The sequence below is a fragment of the Streptomyces thioluteus genome (assembly GCF_039535865.1).
This window is the reverse complement of sequence record NZ_BAAAXZ010000070.1, coordinates 1-16,576: the sequence shown is the minus strand read 5'-3', so window position 1 is coordinate 16,576 and position 16,576 is coordinate 1. Positions and strand designations below refer to the sequence as shown.

At 73.2% G+C, this 16,576-nt stretch carries 9 protein-coding genes and 5 pseudogenes; 9 read left to right on the top strand and 5 right to left on the bottom strand.

Features of this window, described 5'->3' with window-relative positions:
- Positions 1-1,282, bottom strand: a 1,282-nt coding sequence (locus ABD794_RS09165; protein WP_425585970.1) for an MFS transporter, incomplete at its 3' end; no start/stop codon positions are given.
- Positions 1,283-1,384: 102 nt separating this feature from the next.
- On the opposite strand from ABD794_RS09165, the gene ABD794_RS09160 reads away from it, so the two are divergent.
- Positions 1,385-2,293 (top strand): helix-turn-helix transcriptional regulator, encoded by a 909-nt coding sequence (locus tag ABD794_RS09160; protein WP_344962243.1) that lies wholly within the window; start codon positions 1,385-1,387, stop codon positions 2,291-2,293.
- Positions 2,294-2,341: 48 nt separating this feature from the next.
- Positions 2,342-3,475 carry a tRNA dihydrouridine synthase DusB gene (gene dusB / locus ABD794_RS09155; RefSeq protein ID WP_344962241.1) on the top strand — a complete coding sequence of 378 codons (1,134 nt, stop codon included), beginning with the start codon at positions 2,342-2,344 and terminating at the stop codon, positions 3,473-3,475.
- A 44-nt stretch (positions 3,476-3,519) separates the two neighbouring features.
- Here dusB and ABD794_RS09150 read toward each other — a convergent pair whose 3' ends face one another.
- Positions 3,520-3,870 (bottom strand): zinc ribbon domain-containing protein YjdM, encoded by a 351-nt coding sequence (locus tag ABD794_RS09150; protein ID WP_344962238.1) that lies wholly within the window; start codon positions 3,868-3,870, stop codon positions 3,520-3,522.
- 399 nt (positions 3,871-4,269) lie between these two features.
- On the opposite strand from ABD794_RS09150, the gene ppdK reads away from it, so the two are divergent.
- The 3 genes and pseudogenes from ppdK to ABD794_RS18735 form a co-directional block, all read left to right on the top strand.
- A complete protein-coding gene (ppdK, locus tag ABD794_RS09145) occupies positions 4,270-6,987 on the top strand; it encodes a pyruvate, phosphate dikinase (protein ID WP_344962235.1) in 2,718 nt (905 codons plus the stop codon).
- A 542-nt stretch (positions 6,988-7,529) separates the two neighbouring features.
- Positions 7,530-8,538, top strand: a pseudogene (locus ABD794_RS09140) (ArsR/SmtB family transcription factor).
- 229 nt (positions 8,539-8,767) lie between these two features.
- Positions 8,768-9,079 (top strand): annotated as a pseudogene (locus ABD794_RS18735) (hypothetical protein); the annotation flags it as partial.
- Positions 9,080-10,068: 989 nt separating this feature from the next.
- Here ABD794_RS18735 and ABD794_RS09130 read toward each other — a convergent pair.
- Positions 10,069-11,895, bottom strand: a pseudogene (locus ABD794_RS09130) (APC family permease); the annotation flags it as partial.
- A 376-nt stretch (positions 11,896-12,271) separates the two neighbouring features.
- On the opposite strand from ABD794_RS09130, the gene ABD794_RS09125 reads away from it, so the two are divergent.
- Both ABD794_RS09125 and ABD794_RS09120 read left to right on the top strand, forming a co-directional pair.
- Entirely contained in the window at positions 12,272-12,523 is a 252-nt protein-coding gene (locus tag ABD794_RS09125) for a hypothetical protein (RefSeq protein WP_344962232.1), read from the top strand.
- 6 nt (positions 12,524-12,529) lie between these two features.
- Complete coding sequence (locus ABD794_RS09120) at positions 12,530-12,775, top strand: hypothetical protein (RefSeq protein ID WP_344962230.1); 246 nt, start codon at positions 12,530-12,532, stop codon at positions 12,773-12,775.
- Between the two features lie 27 nt (positions 12,776-12,802).
- Here the strand turns inward: ABD794_RS09120 and ABD794_RS09115 are convergent.
- A pseudogene (locus ABD794_RS09115) lies at positions 12,803-13,745 on the bottom strand (oxidoreductase).
- A 724-nt stretch (positions 13,746-14,469) separates the two neighbouring features.
- On the opposite strand from ABD794_RS09115, the gene ABD794_RS09110 reads away from it, so the two are divergent.
- Positions 14,470-14,952: a trypsin-like serine peptidase gene (locus ABD794_RS09110; protein ID WP_344962228.1), complete on the top strand. Its 483-nt coding sequence runs from the start codon at positions 14,470-14,472 to the stop codon at positions 14,950-14,952.
- Position 14,953: 1 nt separating this feature from the next.
- Here the strand turns inward: ABD794_RS09110 and ABD794_RS18730 are convergent, their stop codons facing one another.
- Positions 14,954-15,151, bottom strand: coding sequence for a hypothetical protein (locus tag ABD794_RS18730; RefSeq protein ID WP_425585969.1), 198 nt, complete (start codon positions 15,149-15,151; stop codon positions 14,954-14,956).
- Positions 15,152-15,603: 452 nt separating this feature from the next.
- Here ABD794_RS18730 and dgt point away from each other — a divergent pair.
- Positions 15,604-16,567: pseudogene (dgt, locus tag ABD794_RS09100) on the top strand (dGTP triphosphohydrolase); the annotation flags it as partial.
- Between the last annotated feature and the right edge of the window lie 9 nt (positions 16,568-16,576).

Below are 16,576 nucleotides of genomic sequence, written 5' to 3'. Positions count from 1 at the left end.
CCAGCGCCATGAAGGACTGCTGGGTGGTGACCATCACCCCGCCCCCGACCCCCGCCTGCGCCACCGGCACCTCGCTCAGCACGATCCGCAGCGTCAGCGGCAGCAGCAGCCCTTGGCCCAGGCCCTGGACGACCAGCGCCGGCGCCGTGCCCCACGGGCCCAGGGAGTCCCAGCCCCAGTGGAAGGTCAGCGCCAGCCCGGCGATCCCGGCCGCCTGGAGCAGCGCCCCGGCGGTCACCGCCCGCCGCCCGTACCGCACGCCCAGCCGGGGGCCGACGAGCGAGCCGGTGAAGAACGCGACGGAGAGCGGGATCAGCGCCAGCCCGGCGTCCAGCGGCCCCAGCCGCAGGCCCTCCTGGAACACCACCGCGATCACGAACATGAAGCCGCCCCAGCCCAGGCCGAACGACACCAGCACCGCCAGCCCGCTGCGCACCGAGTGGATCCGCAGCAGCGACGGCGGCACCAGCGGGGTCCGCCCGGCCCGCTCGGCGCGCGCCTCGGTCCGTACGAACGCGGCCGCCGCGAACGGGAACACCGCCAGCAGCACCCACGACCACACCGGCCACCCCGCCGACCGGCCCTCGGTCAGCGGCACCAGCAGCGCCACCAGCGTCAGCGACAGCAGCACCGTGCCCGGTCCGTCCACCCGCGGCGGGTGCTCGGAGCGGGTCTCGGGGACGAAACGGGCGAGCAGCAGCGCGAGCAGGGTGACGGGTGCGTTGACGAGGAAGATCGAGCGCCAGCTCGTGCCCCAGAGGTCGGCCGCGAGCAGGACGCCGCCGAGGACCTGGCCGAACGCGCTGGCCACGCCCGTCGTGGCGCTGTACAGGCTCATCGCCCGGCCGCGCCGGGACCCTTCGGTCGTCGCCTGGATCGTCGCCAGCACCTGCGGCAGCATCAGCGCGGACGCGGCGCCCTGCGCGACCCGCGCCGCGACCAGCGTCCAGGCGTCCGGCGCCAGGCCGCAGGCCACCGACGTCAGGCCGAAGGCGGCCGTGCCCCAGACGAACAGCCGGCGCCGGCCGATCATGTCGCCGAGCCGGCCGCCGAGGACGAGCAGGACGGCGTAGGCCACGCCGTATCCGCCGACCACCATCTCCAGCAGCGCGGGACCGGCGTGCAGGTCGTGGTCGATGGTCGGCAGGGCGACGTTGACGACGAAGAAGTCCACCATCGGCAGCGCGGCGCCGACCAGCACCGTGAAGAGGCCCGCCGCGCCGAGCGCGGGGGAGGGGCGGACGGAGGACGAGACGGGGGCGGGTGTTCGGGTTTCGCTCACGTCGCCCCACGCTGCCGGAGCCCTCAGCCGGGTACCAGAGTGCCTTTATCCTGGTACCGGAAGTACCTGGTAACAGGCTCGGCCGTCCCGCACCCTGGAGGCATGACGACCATGGCCCCCGAGCGCCCGGCCGCCCCGGTCGGTGACGACGCCGTACGCCGCGGCGAGCTCGCCGCGTTCCTGCGCAGCCGCCGCGAGCGCATCACGCCCGAACAGGTCGGCCTGGTCCGCGGGCCCCGCCGGCGCACCCCCGGGCTGCGCCGCGAGGAGGTCGCCCAGCTCTCCTCCGTCGGCGTCACCTGGTACACCTGGCTCGAACAGGCCAGGCCCATCCAGGTCTCCGCGCAGGTCCTCGACTCCGTCGCCCGCGCCCTGCGGCTCGACCGCGCCGAGCGTTCCCACCTCTTCGCGCTGGCGGGCACCGCCGACCCCACGCCCTCCGCCGTGCCCGCCGGCGTCCCGCCCGAGCTGCGCCTGCTGCTGGAGCAGCTGGAGCCCTTCCCGGCCTGTGTCCAGACCGCGCGCTACGACATCCTCGCCTGGAACGCCGCGTACCAGGAGCTGATCTGCGACCTCGACGCCCTGCCGCCGGAGGACCGCAACTGCCTCTGGATCCACTTCACCGGCCGGGTCCGCTACGGGGACCCCCGCGACCGGGAGGACGCCAAGCGGGCGATCACCGCCAAGTTCCGCGCCGCCATGGCCGAGCACCTCGCCGAACCCGCCTGGAAGTGCCTGCTCAAACGGCTCCGGGACGCCTCGCCCGAGTTCCGGGAGCAGTGGGCGCGGCACGAGGTCGTCCCGCCCGCCGAGCCCAACCGGCCGCGCACCTTCCACCACCCCCGCCTCGGCCCCTTCCGGCTCACCTTCAACAACCTCTGGACCGGCCCGTACCCCGGTACCCGGCTGCTCACCTTCACCCCGGTGGACGCCGAGAGCCACGAGAAGCTCGGGCGGCTGGGCGCGGGGGGCGTTCACGCGGGCCGCGGAGCCACTCGTCCGGACGAGTGACGGATGAGGGACAATGGACGGTCGCAGACCCACCACCGAGGAATCTCCATGACGCAGCTCCAGATCGGCCCGCACACGGTGCAGCCGCCGGTGGTCCTGGCCCCGATGGCCGGGATCACGAACGCGCCCTTCCGCACCCTGTGCCGTGAGTTCTCGGGCGGCAAGGGGCTGTTCGTCAGCGAGATGATCACCACTCGGGCGCTGGTCGAGCGGGACGCCAAGACGATGCGGCTGATCCACTTCGACGGCACCGAGAAGCCGCGCTCGATCCAGCTCTACGGCGTCGACCCGCACTACGTCGGCCGGGCCGTCCGCATGATCGTGGACGAGGACCTCGCCGACCACATCGACCTCAACTTCGGCTGCCCGGTCCCCAAGGTCACCCGCAAGGGCGGCGGCTCGGCCCTGCCCTACAAGCGCAACCTGCTGCGCTCCATCCTGCGCGAGGCCGTCGGCAACGCCGGTTCGCTGCCCGTGACGATGAAGATGCGCAAGGGCATCGACGACGACCACATCACCTACCTCGACGCCGGCCGGATCGCCGTCGAGGAGGGCGTCACCGCGATCGCCCTGCACGGCCGCACCGCCGCCCAGCACTACGGCGGGACCGCCGACTGGGAGTCCATCGCGCGCCTCAAGGAGACCGTCCCGGAGATCCCGGTGCTCGGGAACGGCGACATCTGGTCGGCCGACGACGCCGTGCGGATGATGCGCGAGACCGGCTGCGACGGCGTCGTGGTGGGCCGCGGCTGCCTGGGCCGGCCCTGGCTGTTCGGCGACCTGGTCGCCGCCTTCGACGAGGACGGGCCGCGCGCCGCCGCCACCCCGGACCTGCGGCAGGTGGCGAAGGTGATGCTGCGCCACGCGCAGCTGCTCGGCGAGTGGCTGGAGAGCGAGGAGCGCGGCGTCATCGACTTCCGCAAGCACGTCGCCTGGTACACCAAGGGCTTCTCGATCGGCTCGGAGCTGCGCAAGCGGCTGGCGGTCACCTCGTCGCTGGCCGAGCTGGAGGAGCTGCTGAACGGGCTGGAGCTGGACCAGCCCTGGCCGGCGGGCGCGGACGGCCCGCGCGGCCGCACCTCGGGCCGCAACCGGGTGGTCCTGCCGGACGGCTGGCTGGACGACCCCTACGACCGCGCGGTCGTGGGCGCCGAGGCGGAGCTGGACACGTCCGGCGGCTGAGCGCCGCGCGGGCGGCCGGGGGTACGCGGCGTACCCCCGGGCCGTCAGGCCTTCTTCACCACGCTCGACTTGAGCTGCATCTGGCCGAATCCGTCGACCTTGCAGTCGATGTCGTGCCCGTCCACGCCGTCCACCAGGCGGATGTTGCGGACCTTGGTGCCCGCCTTGATGCCGGCCGGGCTGCCCTTGACCTTCAGGGACTTGACCACCGTCACGGTGTCGCCGTCGGCGAGGACGTTGCCGACCGCGTCCCGGACCACCTTCTCCCCGGACTCGGCGGCGGATTCGGCCGTCGGCGACCACTCGTGTCCGCACTCGGGACAGATGAGCAGGGCGCCCATTTCGTAGGTGTACGCGCCGGAGCACGCGGGGCAGGGAGGCAGGTTCTCGTTCACCCGAAAAGTGTACTTTGCGTGATCCGCTGTACGCGTGATTCTCGCCACCTCTGATAGGGGTCACGCTCAGATGAGCGATCTTCTCGGGGGTGCATCTTCCAAAGGGTGGCACTGGGTGCCACCCGCTGAGTGTTCAGGAAGTGGCGGCGGATGGCGGGTTTCCTCGACACCCTGTGATGCCTCGGATGTTTTCGGTGATCTCGCGTTCAAGATGTAAACGGATCTCTCTTAAACCTTGGCGGGGCGTTAAAGCTTCGATCTGTTGGCGAACGGGCGGTTGCGGCCCCACGTCGATGGAGCAGACCTCCTCAGAAGCCTTCGATCTGGGTACGCTCCCCGTCCGTCAGGGCAGCCCTCCCCACCGTCGTCCGGGAGGCCCCAACGAAGGAGTCGAGTCCCGTGCCGGTATCCGCAGATCGCCAGAAGTTCGTCTACGACTTCACCGAGGGCAACAAGGACCTCAAGGACCTGCTCGGCGGAAAGGGTGCCAACCTCGCCGAGATGACCAACCTGGGCCTTCCCGTCCCGCCCGGGTTCACCATCACGACCGAGGCGTGCAAGGTCTACCTGGCCGGCGGCCAGGAGCCCCCGGCACTGCGCGACGAGGTCACCGCGCACCTCGACGCGCTGGAGGCCCGCATGGGCAAGAAGCTCGGCCAGGCCGACGACCCGCTGCTGGTCTCGGTCCGCTCGGGCGCCAAGTTCTCCATGCCGGGCATGATGGACACCGTCCTCAACATCGGCCTCTCCGACGAGTCGGTGGCCGGTCTGGCCGTGCAGGCCGGGGACGAGCGGTTCGCCTGGGACTCCTACCGCCGCCTCATCCAGATGTTCGGCAAGACCGTGCTCGGCGTCGACGGCGACCTCTTCGAGGAGGCGTTGGAGGAGGCCAAGCGGGCCAAGGGCGTCACCACCGACGTCGAGCTCGACGCGGCCGATCTGCGCACGCTGGTCGGGGAGTTCAAGGACATCGTCGCCAAGGAGACCGGCCGGGACTTCCCGCAGGACCCCCGCGAGCAGATGGACCTGGCCATAAGGGCGGTCTTCGACTCGTGGAACGGCGACCGCGCCAAGCTCTACCGCCGCCAGGAGCGCATCCCCGGCGACCTGGGCACGGCCGTCAACATCTGCTCCATGGTCTTCGGCAACCTCGGCCCCGACTCGGGCACCGGCGTCGCCTTCACCCGTGACCCCGCCAGCGGCCACCAGGGCGTCTACGGCGACTACCTGCAGAACGCGCAGGGCGAGGACGTCGTCGCGGGCATCCGCAACACCATGCAGCTCGCCGAGCTGGAGCAGCTCGACAAGGCGTCCTACGACCAGCTGATGCAGATCATGGAGACGCTGGAGACGCACTACCGCGATCTGTGCGACATCGAATTCACCATCGAGCGCGGCAAGTTGTGGATGCTCCAGACCCGCGTCGGCAAGCGCACCGCCGGCGCCGCGTTCCGCATCGCGACACAGCTGGTGGACCAGGGCCTGATCACCGAGGCCGAGGCGCTGTCGCGCGTCACGGGCAACCAGCTGGCGCAGCTGATGTTCCCGCGCTTCGACGAGAAGGCGAAGACCGAGTTCCTGGGCCGGGGCATCGCCGCCTCGCCGGGTGCGGCGGTCGGCAAGGCGGTCTTCGACTCGTACACCGCCGTCAAGTGGTCGCGTTCGGGCGAGAAGGTCATCCTGATCCGCCGCGAGACCAACCCCGACGACCTCAACGGCATGATCGCCGCCGAGGGCATCCTGACCTCGCGCGGCGGCAAGACCTCGCACGCGGCCGTCGTCGCCCGCGGCATGGGCAAGACCTGCGTCTGCGGCGCCGAGGAGCTCGAAGTCGACACCAAGCGGCGGCGGTTGACCGCCCCGGGCGGCGTGGTGATCGAGGAGGGCGACGTCGTCTCCATCGACGGCTCCTCCGGCAAGGTCTACCGCGGCGAGGTCCCGGTCGTGCCGTCCCCGGTCGTCGAGTACTTCGAGGGCCGGATGCACGCGGGCGCCGACGACGCGGACGGGCTCGTCCAGGCCGTGCACCGCATGATGGCCTACGCCGACCGCATGCGCCGGCTGCGGGTGCGGGCCAACGCCGACAACGCCGAGGACGCCTCCCGCGCCCGCCGGTTCGGCGCCCAGGGCATCGGCCTGTGCCGTACGGAGCACATGTTCCTCGGCGAGCGGCGCGAGCTGGTGGAGCGGCTCATCCTGGCGGACACCGAGGACGAGCGCCAGCAGGCCCTCAGCACCCTCATGCCGCTGCAGAAGACCGACTTCGTCGAGCTCTTCGAGGCCATGGACGGGCTCCCGGTCACCGTCCGGCTGCTCGACCCGCCGCTGCACGAGTTCCTGCCCGACATCACCGACCTCTCGGTGCGCGTCGCGCTCGCCGAGTCCCGCCACGAGCCGCACGAGAACGACCTGCGCCTGCTCCAGGCCGTGCACAAGCTGCACGAGCAGAACCCGATGCTGGGTCTGCGCGGCGTCCGCCTCGGGCTCGTCATCCCCGGTCTGTTCGCCATGCAGGTCCGGGCGATCGCCGAGGCGGCGGCCGAGCGGCGCAACGCCAAGGGCGACCCGCGCGCGGAGATCATGATCCCGCTGGTGGGCACGGTCCAGGAGCTGGAGATCGTCCGCGAGGAGGCCGAGCGCGTCATCGCCGAGGTGGAGGCCGCCACCGGCACCGACCTCAAGCTCACCCTGGGCACGATGATCGAGCTGCCGCGCGCCGCGCTGACCGCCGGTCAGATCGCCGAGGCCGCCGAGTTCTTCTCCTTCGGCACCAACGACCTCACCCAGACCGTGTGGGGCTTCTCCCGGGACGACGTGGAGGCCAGCTTCTTCACCGCCTACCTGGAGAAGGGGATCTTCGGCGTCAGCCCCTTCGAGACGATCGACAAGGACGGCGTCGGCTCGCTCGTCCGCGCCGCCGCCGAGGCCGGCCGGGCCACCCGCCCCGACCTCAAGCTCGGCGTCTGCGGCGAGCACGGCGGCGACCCGGAGTCGGTGCACTTCTTCCACGAGGTGGGCCTGGACTACGTCTCCTGCTCCCCGTTCCGCATCCCCGTGGCGCGGCTGGAGGCGGGCCGCGCCGCCGCGCTGGGCAAGGGGAGCAGCGACACCCGCTGACCCCGCACCGGCTCCCGGCCGACGGCAGCCCCCACCCCGCCCGGGTTCCCGGCGCGGGGTGCGGCCGTCGTCCGGGTCCGGGTGGCCGCCCCGTGCCGACCCTCCCATGGCCGTGCGCGCCGTGGGGCACGGGGGGCCCTCGGCCTGCGGAACGCCCGCCTGCGGAACGCCCGCCCGTGGAGCGTCACATGAGTAACCTGCGCGTAACCTTCCGGGCACCCCGGGGACACCCGGTCCGGCCCGCCGCATGGCGGAGGGGCGGCGCCCGTGCGGGAGCGCCGCCCCTCTTTACTCCCCCACCGGGAGTTGTTGCCGCCCGCATCGGCTCGGGCGGCAACTCGCATACTCAGCGGCCGCTTTTTCGCTCGCCACCCCCCACGGGAACGAGCCGGGGCGGCCCCGAGTGCGTGAATAGCATTTCGCGTCCGGGGTGTTCGCCGCGAGTCGTTTCAACTGTGGCCAAAAGGCCGTGGTAACAGCACGTATCGGTGTGCATACTCAGTGGGCGGGGGGTGACGGCGGATGTCTCATGTGGGGGTTTGGTGCTGCGTGTCCATTTCACGGGACTCGATCTGGCCCGGTTGCGCCTGGCCGGAGACCCGGACGTGCTCTGGGAAACCGTATTGAGTCTGCACCGGCTGCGGGACAAACAAGGCGAGTCGATCTACGGCGATTGGCGCACCGAAACCCGCGCTCGGTTGAATAGTGAAACTCGGCTCCTGGCGCCCCTGGTTCCGCCCCGGGGCTATTTCCCCGACTTCCTGACACCTCCCGAAGGCGCCCTCGGACTCGAGTCCGGCGTGCAGGCGCTGCGTGCCACCCCGGCCGACCGGGTCCACGAGGAGCTCGGCCGGCTGTCCACGGTGCGGACGCTGCCCGCTTGGATACGATCGCTGGCCGAGGGGGACGCGCGGGCGTTCGGCAAGCTGATCAGCGCCCTGCACGCGTACCACGAGGCGGCCATCGCGCCCTACTGGGCGCACATCCAGGCGCAGATCGAGGCGGACCGGGCCGTGCGGGGGGCGCGCCCTGCTCGACGGCGGCGCGGACGCGCTGCTGTCCTCCCTGCCGCCGACGATGCGGTGGCGGGCGCCGGTCCTGGAGGCGGACTATCCCGTGGACCGGGACCTGTATCTGAACGGCCGCGGCCTGCTGCTCGTCCCCTCCTTCTTCTGCCGGGGCAACCCGGTGGCCCTGCAGAACCCCGACCTGGCCCCGGTCCTGGTCTACCCCGCCCGGCACGCGTCCGAGTCCGCGCCGCCGGTCGCGGCCGCGCCGCGCTCGCTGGGCAAGCTCGTCGGCCACACGCGGTCCGCCGTGCTCGGCTCCATCGGCGGCGGCTGCACGACGAGTGAACTCGCCCGGCGGGTGGGCGTGTCGGCGGCGTCCGCCAGCCAGCATGCGGGGGTGCTGCGAGAGGCGGGGCTGGTGTTGACGCTGCGGCACGGGAGTGCGGTGCTTCATACGTTGACGCCGTTGGGGGCGGCGTTGTTGCGGGGTGGGCACGAGGTGCCGGTGTCGCGGCGGCGGTCGACGGCGGCGCCGATGTAGGTGGTGGGGGTGGGTTGTGCCCCCGGCCCGCCCTTTCACCGTTTCTTCCGGGGCTCCGCCCCGGGGCCCGGCACCGCGCTTCGCGCGGTGGGGGGTGGGTGGGGGCTGTGCCCGGGGGGCAGGGGCGGAGCCCCGGTCCGCGTCCGCGCCGCGCGGGGTCGCGCAGGGGCGGAGCCCCAGCGGAAACGGGAAGGGGCGGGGTGGGGAACCTCCGTATTAACCTGGGCCCATGCCCGGCCCGGACGTGAACACCGATCTCACCGGCCCACCGTTACCACAACTCCCGCTCACGCCCGACCAGATCGAGACAATCCCCGCCACCCCCGGACCGAAACGCCTGCACCGGCTCACCGAGCTGGTCATCGGCGGAACGGACCCCGGCGAGACCCGCGACGCCCTGCTGCGTCACCTCGCCGCCGGCGAACTCCGTACCGCCACCGCCGCGTTGTGGCGCGAACCCCGCCGCCCCGCCCAGACCGCCCTGCTCGCCGAACTCCGCACAGCCCTTGCCCCGTTCGGCGGCATCGACGGCCTGGCCGCCGTCGACCGCCTGCGCTGCCATCTCGTCGCGCACGGGCACCTCGACGAACTGCTCACCCTCGTACGCCGCGAGCTCGACGGGGAGCCCGAGCCCGAGGTCCTCGTCGAGGACGGCCGCGCCTACGCGCAGTATCCGTACTTCCGGGACTCCACCCTCCGTGTCCCCGACGCCTGTTACGACGTCACCGCCGAACTCGGCGTGCGCCACCGCCTGTCGGAGGCGGCGCTCGACGGATCCGGGCTCGCCCTGGCCGGTGAGGCCCGCGTGCACCGCATACCCGGCGGCGGGTCCACGGAGGTGGTCCTGCGCGGGCACGTCACCGGGACCGAACTCCGGTTCCCGGTCACGGACGAGGGGGACGGCCGCTTCACCGGCCGGGTGCCTCTCGCCGGCGTCCCCGAGGGCGTATGGGACGTCCATCTCGCCGTCACGGCAGGGGGAATGGAGAAGGAAGCGCGGCTCGATGCCCCGGACGGCGAGGAGCGCTGCGTCGTCGCCGACGACGGGACCGTCGCCACGCTGCCCGTCGCCGACGGCCTCACCCTGGACGTCGGCGAGCTCCGCCACCCCGTCGAGGGGCGGCTGCGCGTCGACGGCGCGGCCTGGGACCCGCAGGCGGGCCCGGCCACCCTGGCCGTCACCGGTCGCTGCGCCCTGGCCGGCCGGCCCGCCGGTTCGCTGACGCTGCGGGCCGCCGCGGCGGACGGGCAGATCGTGGACGTACCCGTCGAGACGGGGCCCGACGGCTCGTTCAGTACGTCCTTCCCCTGCACCGCCGCGGGGGAGTGGCTCTTCGGCCTGCGGCTGGCGGCCGGGGGGCGGGAGTGGTCCGTCCCGGTGCCGGAGCAGCCGGAGCTGGCGGTCGCGCGGTGGCAGCGGCTGGGGCTGCCCTGGTACGCGAAGCCCCTGCCGGACCGGGGCGGCGTGCTCGCCGTCCGGACCGGCAGGGTCGAGGTGATCAAAGGCGTGCGGGGGCCGCCTGCGTCGCCGCTGAGCCGGAACCGCAGCCGGCAGATCACCGCGTCCGTGTCCCGCCGCACCGCGTGCGCGACGACCGCCCCGCGCTGGTTCTGCAGCAGCCGCTGCCAGACGTGGGCGGGCTCCACCTCGGGGATGAGGACGGTGACCCGGTTGTCGGGGTGCCGGTCGGCCAGCTCGCGGACGTACTCCGCGATGGGGCGGCCCAGCGCCCGCGTGGGCGCGGGGAGTTCGACCAGGCCGACGCCGGGCTTCCACAGCTCCCAGTCGCGGCGCAGCGACTCGGTGGCGCGGCGCCCCTCGGCGTCCGGCTGGGCGACGGTCACCGCGACGACCTCGTCGCCGAGCGAGACGGCCGCGGTCAGGGCCTTGCTGGTGAGGCGGGAGAGGGTGGAGACGGGGACGACGACCACGGAGTGGCAGCGGCGCGGCGCCTCGGGCACCCGGCCCAGCTCCAGGCGCTCGCCGATCCGCCCGTAGGCGCGGTGGACGGCCTCGAAGACCAGCACCATCAGGGGCAGCGCGACCACGATCAGCCAGGCGCCCTCCTCGAACTTGGTGGCCGTGACGACGACGGCCGAGACCCCGGTGAGCAGCGCTCCGAAGCCGTTGAGCAGGGCCTTGCCCCGCCGGCCGGCGGACCGTTCGCGTCGCCAGTGCCGGACCATGCCGACCTGGCAGATGGTGAAGCCGACGAAGACGCCGATGGCGAACAGTGGCACCAGCGTGTTGACGTCGCCGCCGGAGAAGACGAGCAGCAGCGCGGAGACGGCGGCGAGGGCGAGCACGCCGTGCCGGTGCACCTGGCGGTCGGCCTTGAGGCCGAAGACGTGCGGCAGGTAGTTGTCCCGGGCGAGCAGGCTCATCAGGACGGGCAGGCCGCCGAAGGAGGTGTTCGCGGCGAGCGCCAGCAGGACCACGGTGGCGAACTGCACGACGTAGAACGCCCAGTTGTGGCCGAGCGAGGCGTCCGCGAGCTGCGGCGAGGACGGTGACGCCCTCGACCGCTGGAGGTGGAAGCGGCCGATCAGGACGGACAGGCCGACCAGCATCACGCCGAGCAGGGGCGCCGAGCGCGGACCTCCGTGCGCTGGGCGCGGCGGGCGCGCGGGGCGCGGAAGGAGGGGGACGGCGTTGGCCACGGCCTCGACGCGGTGAGGGCGGAGCAGCCGGCGGCGAACGCCTTGAGCAGCAACAGGGCGCCGACGGCGGTCGCGTTGCCGCTCAGCGCGGGACGCGTGCCCGGCGGCGGCCTCGGTGGCTCGCGGGCGCGTCACGGAAGAGGCCGACGGCGATCACGATCAGGATCGAACCGACGAAGACCGCCGTCGGGATCATGAACGCCTTGGCCGATCTCGGCGATGCCGCGCAGGTTGACCCCGGTGACCAGGACCAGGACGGCCAGGCAGATCCACAGCCGGTCGTCGTAGAGGGAGGGGAAGGCGGAGGTCAGGGCGGCGACGCCGGCGGTGACCGAGACGGCCACGTTCAGCACGTAGTCCAGGACCAGGGACGCGGCGGTGACGAGGCTGGTGCGCCGGCCGAGGTGGCGCCTGGCGACGGCGTAGGAGCCGCCGCCGTCCGGGAAGGCCGAGATGACCTGCCGGTAGGAGAGGACGAGCACCGCGAGCAGGGCGGCGATGGCGAGCGTGACCGGCAGGGTGAAGCCGAGGCCGTGCGCCCCGGCCGCGGCCAGCACCAGGACGATCGACTCGGGGCCGTAGGCCACGGAGGCCATGGCGTCGAGCGAGAGGGCGGGCCAGTCCCTGGGCGGCGGTGAGCCGGTGCCGGTCCTCCCCGGCGGGCTTCCCGGCCGTGGTATCGGGCGGTTCCTCGCCCGTCCCGCCGGGGCGTTCATCCGCATGGGCCCAGCATGGACATGTTCGGTCGTACCTCCGTGACGCCGTACTCCGTGACTCCGCGCCGTTGTGACGTGGGACGCTCAGCGTGCTTCCGCGAGGTCGCGGACCGTGACCGTCGTTGGCGCTCTCTTGGCGCTTTCTGACGCTTTCTCGCGCTTTCTTAGCGCCGACGATCGGCGTCAAGAGGGCGTCAGCAGCGCATCAGGGTCGGGCCGTCCGGCGTCAGCGTGCCGTCAAGGCCCGGCGAGGCGTTGAACGGGCGGTTCTAGCGTCACGGACATGGGACGGCGATTGACGGAGCGAGCACGGGCACGGACCCGCGTGACGGCCGCGCGCCGGCCCGCGGCGCGGCGTGCTGGCCTGGGACCGCGGCTGGCGCCGCGAGGCCCGGGCCGCGTGGTGCTGGGGCGTCGCGCTCGGCGGGCGTGCTGGCCCTCGCCGATCTGGCGCGCGGCAGCCTCGACTGGCCCCGGGCGGGCTGCTGGACGGCCATCGCCGCCGGCGCTCGTCGCGGTGCTGCGCCCCGCCCGGATCACCGCGGGCGACGGCTGGCTGGCGACCCGCGGCCTGCTCCGCGAGCGGCGCGTCCGCACGGACCTGCTGACGCGGGGTGCGGCGGGCGGACGGCGTCGCGCCCCGCCTCGTCCTGCGCGACGTCGGCGGCAACCGGGTGGAGCTGGACCCGCGGGTGCTGCGGACGAATCCGCTGCTGTGGCACCAACTCGACGCCGGGGCGCGGCGGGCGCGCGAGCGGGGGCTGCTGCGCGAGGGCGCGGCGGTGCTGGAAGCGGTGGGGGGAGCGGGTGGACGGAGAGGGGGGCGCGGGGGGATCCTGCGGGCGTCGGGGCTGGAGTGAGTCCCGCCCCGGGCACGGTCTCCGCCCTCACACCCGCGGGGGCCACCCGTACGAAACCCCCGTCAGCCGCTCCGACATGGCCCACAGCCCGCGCGCTCGCGCGGTCGTCCCGCGTCCACGGGGCACGGACGGACCGCACCGGCGCCCCCCGCCACAACTGCACACCCGCGGCCCGAAGAATTCGTCCCTGCCGGACGTCCGGCGCCGTCGCCGCCCGCAGCGTCGGCAGGGCACCGGCCTCCGCGCTCTGCGCGACGAAACCGGTTCGCGGCGAGGACCAGCCGCTCCGCCCAGCGGCGGTCCTCCATGCGCACCCCCGCCGTCTGGAGGTTCGTCGCCGCGTACCCCGGGTGCGCCGCGGGCCGCGACCAGCGGGGAGCCGTCCGCGGCCAGCCGCCGCGCCAGTTCGTGGACGAAGAGCAGGTTGGCGCTCTTGGAGCGGCCGTAGGCGATCCAGCGCCGGTAGCCGGCGTCCATCTGCAGGTCGCGCGGATCGACCGTGCCGAGCAGGTGCAGCCCGCTGGAGACGGTGACCACCCGCGCCCCGTCCCCGGCCGCGCGCAGCCGCGGCAGCAGCAGCCCGGTCAGGGCGAAGTGGCCCCAGGTGGTTGGTGCCGAACTGCATCTCGAAGCCGTCGACCGTGCGGCGGCGCGGCAGCGCCATCACGCCGGCGTTGTTGACGAGGAGGTCCAGCCGCTCCTCCGGGAGCCCGTCCGCGAAGGCCCGCACGGAGGCCAGGTCCGACAGGTCCAGTGGGGCGAGGCGGACGTCGGCGCCGGGCACCTCGTGTCTCAGCAGGTCCTCCGCCGCCCGGCCGCGCGTCTCGTCCCGGCAGGCCAGCACCACGCGGGCGCCGCGCCGGGCGAGTTCCCGGGCCGTGACGTAGCCGAGGCCGCTGTTCGCGCCGGTCACCACCGCCGTGCGGCCGTGCTGTGCGGGGGGATGTCGTCGAGGGGTCCAGCCGTTCACGGTGTGCTCCGTCCTGTGCGGTCACGTGTGATCAGGCCCAGCGGCCTCAGCCTAGGCGATCGCTCGAACAGGGCTACGGGCGGGCGCCATCCGTGTGACGGGGGCTGGACCTGCGACGTCGGCGGGGCGTCAAATGTGGGAGAACGGTTGACGATCATTCGTACGCTGGTCATATGCCGGATCGTCGGTCTTCGGGACGGTACGGAAAACGGTCCGGCCGGGGCGCCGGGTCCGAGCGATGCGGTTAGCCTGTCAACGACCTTCCTTGAGTGGTGGGGGTGCCTGTGCGTTTCTCCCGGTGGAGCCGGGCCCGATGGGGCCGGGCCGCGCTGGCCGGGCTGTATGTCGTCGTCCTGGCGGCCGCCGTCCCGCGGGCCGGCGGCCACGGGAAGGACCGCAGCTGGAGCAGCGAACAGGCCCAGCGCTTCTGGGGACCCACGCGCACCGCGGACGAGGCCTCCGACGACGACGCGGACACCGACTCCCGCAGCGCGGCGCAGCGCATCACCGGCAGCGCGAAGCACTTCGGCGGGGTGCCCTCGGTGGGCGTCCTCTTCTACACCGGCGACGACATGAAGAGCCACCACTGCACGTCGAGCGTGGTGCACAGCCCCCAAGGGCAACCTCCTCGTCACCGCCGGGCACTGCTCGATCGGCGACGACGCGGCGTTCGTGCCGGACTATCAGCAGGGCGCGAAGGAGCAGCCGTACGGGGGTCTGGACGGTGGACCGCACCTTCACCGATCCCAGACGCACCGACACCGGCGAGGGCTCGGACCTCGACTTCGCCTTCGCGACCGTCAGACCCGACGCCAAGGGGCGTCGGATCGAACAGGTCACGGGCGCGAACCGGCTGGTCCGCACCCCCGGATACGTCAACCGCGTGACCGTCATCGGCTACCCGAGCGCCGATGACGACCCGGCGGACGAGGCGATCCGCTGCACGGCGATGACCAGCCGTCTGGAGAACCACAACCAGCTGAAGATGCGCTGCGACGGGTTCTTCTCGGGCACCTCCGGCAGCCCGTGGCTGACCCACTTCAACGAGAAGACCCGGACCGGCGACCTGGTCGGCATCCTGGGCGGGCTCAACGGCGGCGGCCCGGACGGGGACAGATCGGCGCAGCTGTCGTACAGCCCCCTCAACGACGACGAGATCTTCAAGCTCTACCTGGACGCCATAAACAACCGCGAGCCCAAGCGCTGAATCAGCGCTCGGCCGCCGCGAGTGCCCGTTCCACCCCGGCTCCCGCGGGCCCAGGAACGCCGCCCCGGCCGGGACGACCGGCGTCCACCGCGGCCTTCCCCGCCGCGAGGATCTCGCGGGCGCTCCCCGCGTACTCGAGTGACGTCCCGCTTTGGCGTCGGACGCCGACGCGTACGCGTCGATCCCCGCCGCGTCGCACAGCGCGACGGCACGGCGGATGTGGAAGTCCTGACTGACCAGGAGTGCCCGGTCCACGCCGAAGATGCGCTTGGCGCGCGGGTGCAGGAGTCCCAGGTGTCGAAGCCGGCGTAGTCGGCGACGATCCGGTCGCCCGGGATGCCGCGCGCTCGCGCAGGTACGCGCGCATCGCGTCCGGTTCGTTGTACTCCCGGCGGCCGTTGTCGCGTCACACGAGGACGACGCGGACCTTGCCGGCGCGGGTAGAGGCCGACGGCGGCGTCCGAGCCGGTGCGCCAGGTAGGGCGAGGGCTCGCCCTGCCACAGGCCGGCCCCGAAGACGACCGCGACGGGGGCGGCGGGCGCGGTTCCGCCACGGTACGGAGCCGCGGCTCGGCGGCGGCGTGCACCCAGGTGACGGGGAGGAGGGCGAGGACGCAGGCGGCCATGAGGGCTTGGACGGCGCGGCGTTGGGTGCGGCGGCGGCGTGGGCTTCTCGGTTGTCGGGACTCATGTTCGTTCCCCCTCTTCGGGGGAGGAGGACGCGGGTTCCGCGCGGCGCGGTTCCCGCGGGGGTTTTGCCCCGGCCCGCCCTTTCCACCAAGCGCCGGACGGGCTATTCAGCCCGTCCGGCGCTCGAGGACAGCGCGCGCAGCGTGCTGCTGCGGAAACGGTGAAAGGGCGGGCCAGGGGCGAAAACCCCATCCACGGGCCGGACGGCCCATGCCGCTGTCCGACCCTGCGGCTACCGTCGAGGCATGAACGAGAAGCCCGTCACCGCCGGATACGCCGAGCCGGACCCTGGATCGCTGGGGCGCCCGAGCCCGACAAGCGGCCCGGCCGCACCGCCTTCCAGCGTGACCGGGCCCGCGTCCTGCACTCCGCGTCCCTCCGCCGACCTCGCGGGGAAGACGCAGGTCGTCGCCCGGGCGGCAGCGGCGGCGGCCTGGGACGCCACGCCGCGCACGCGGCTGGACGCACTCCTGGAGTGCGCCCAGGTCGGCCGCGAGCTCGGCGCCGACCCTCGGCTGCGATCCCGACCTGGTGGAGACGGCCCTGCCTCGCGCACGACCTCGGCCACCCGCCCTTCGGGCACAACGGCGAGCAGGCGCTCGACGAAGTGGCGGGCCCCTGCGGCGGGTTCGAGGGCAACGCCCAGTCCCTGCGGCTGCTCACCCGCCTGGAGCCCAAGCGTTTCGTCACGCCCCGGAGACCGGTGAGCCGGCGAGCGTCGGCCTCAACCTCACCCGCGCCGCGCTCGACGCCGCCACCAAGTACCCCTCGCCGCGCGGCGGCCGCCCCGCCGACCCGACTCCGCAAGTTCGGCGTCTACCCGGACGACCTGCCCGTCTTCGCCTGGTTCCGGCAGGGCGCCCCGGAGCACCGCAGGAGCTTCGAGGCCCAGGTCATGGACTGGTCCGACGACGTGGCGTACTCGTGAACGCAG

Bases quoted from the DNA above. Each gene is read 5' to 3' on its own strand.
- dusB (WP_344962241.1), top strand. From the start codon at position 2,342: ATGACGCAGCTCCAGATCGGCCCGCACACGGTGCAGCCGCCGGTGGTC.
- ABD794_RS09160 (WP_344962243.1), top strand. From the start codon at position 1,385: ATGACGACCATGGCCCCCGAGCGCCCGGCCGCCCCGGTCGGTGACGAC.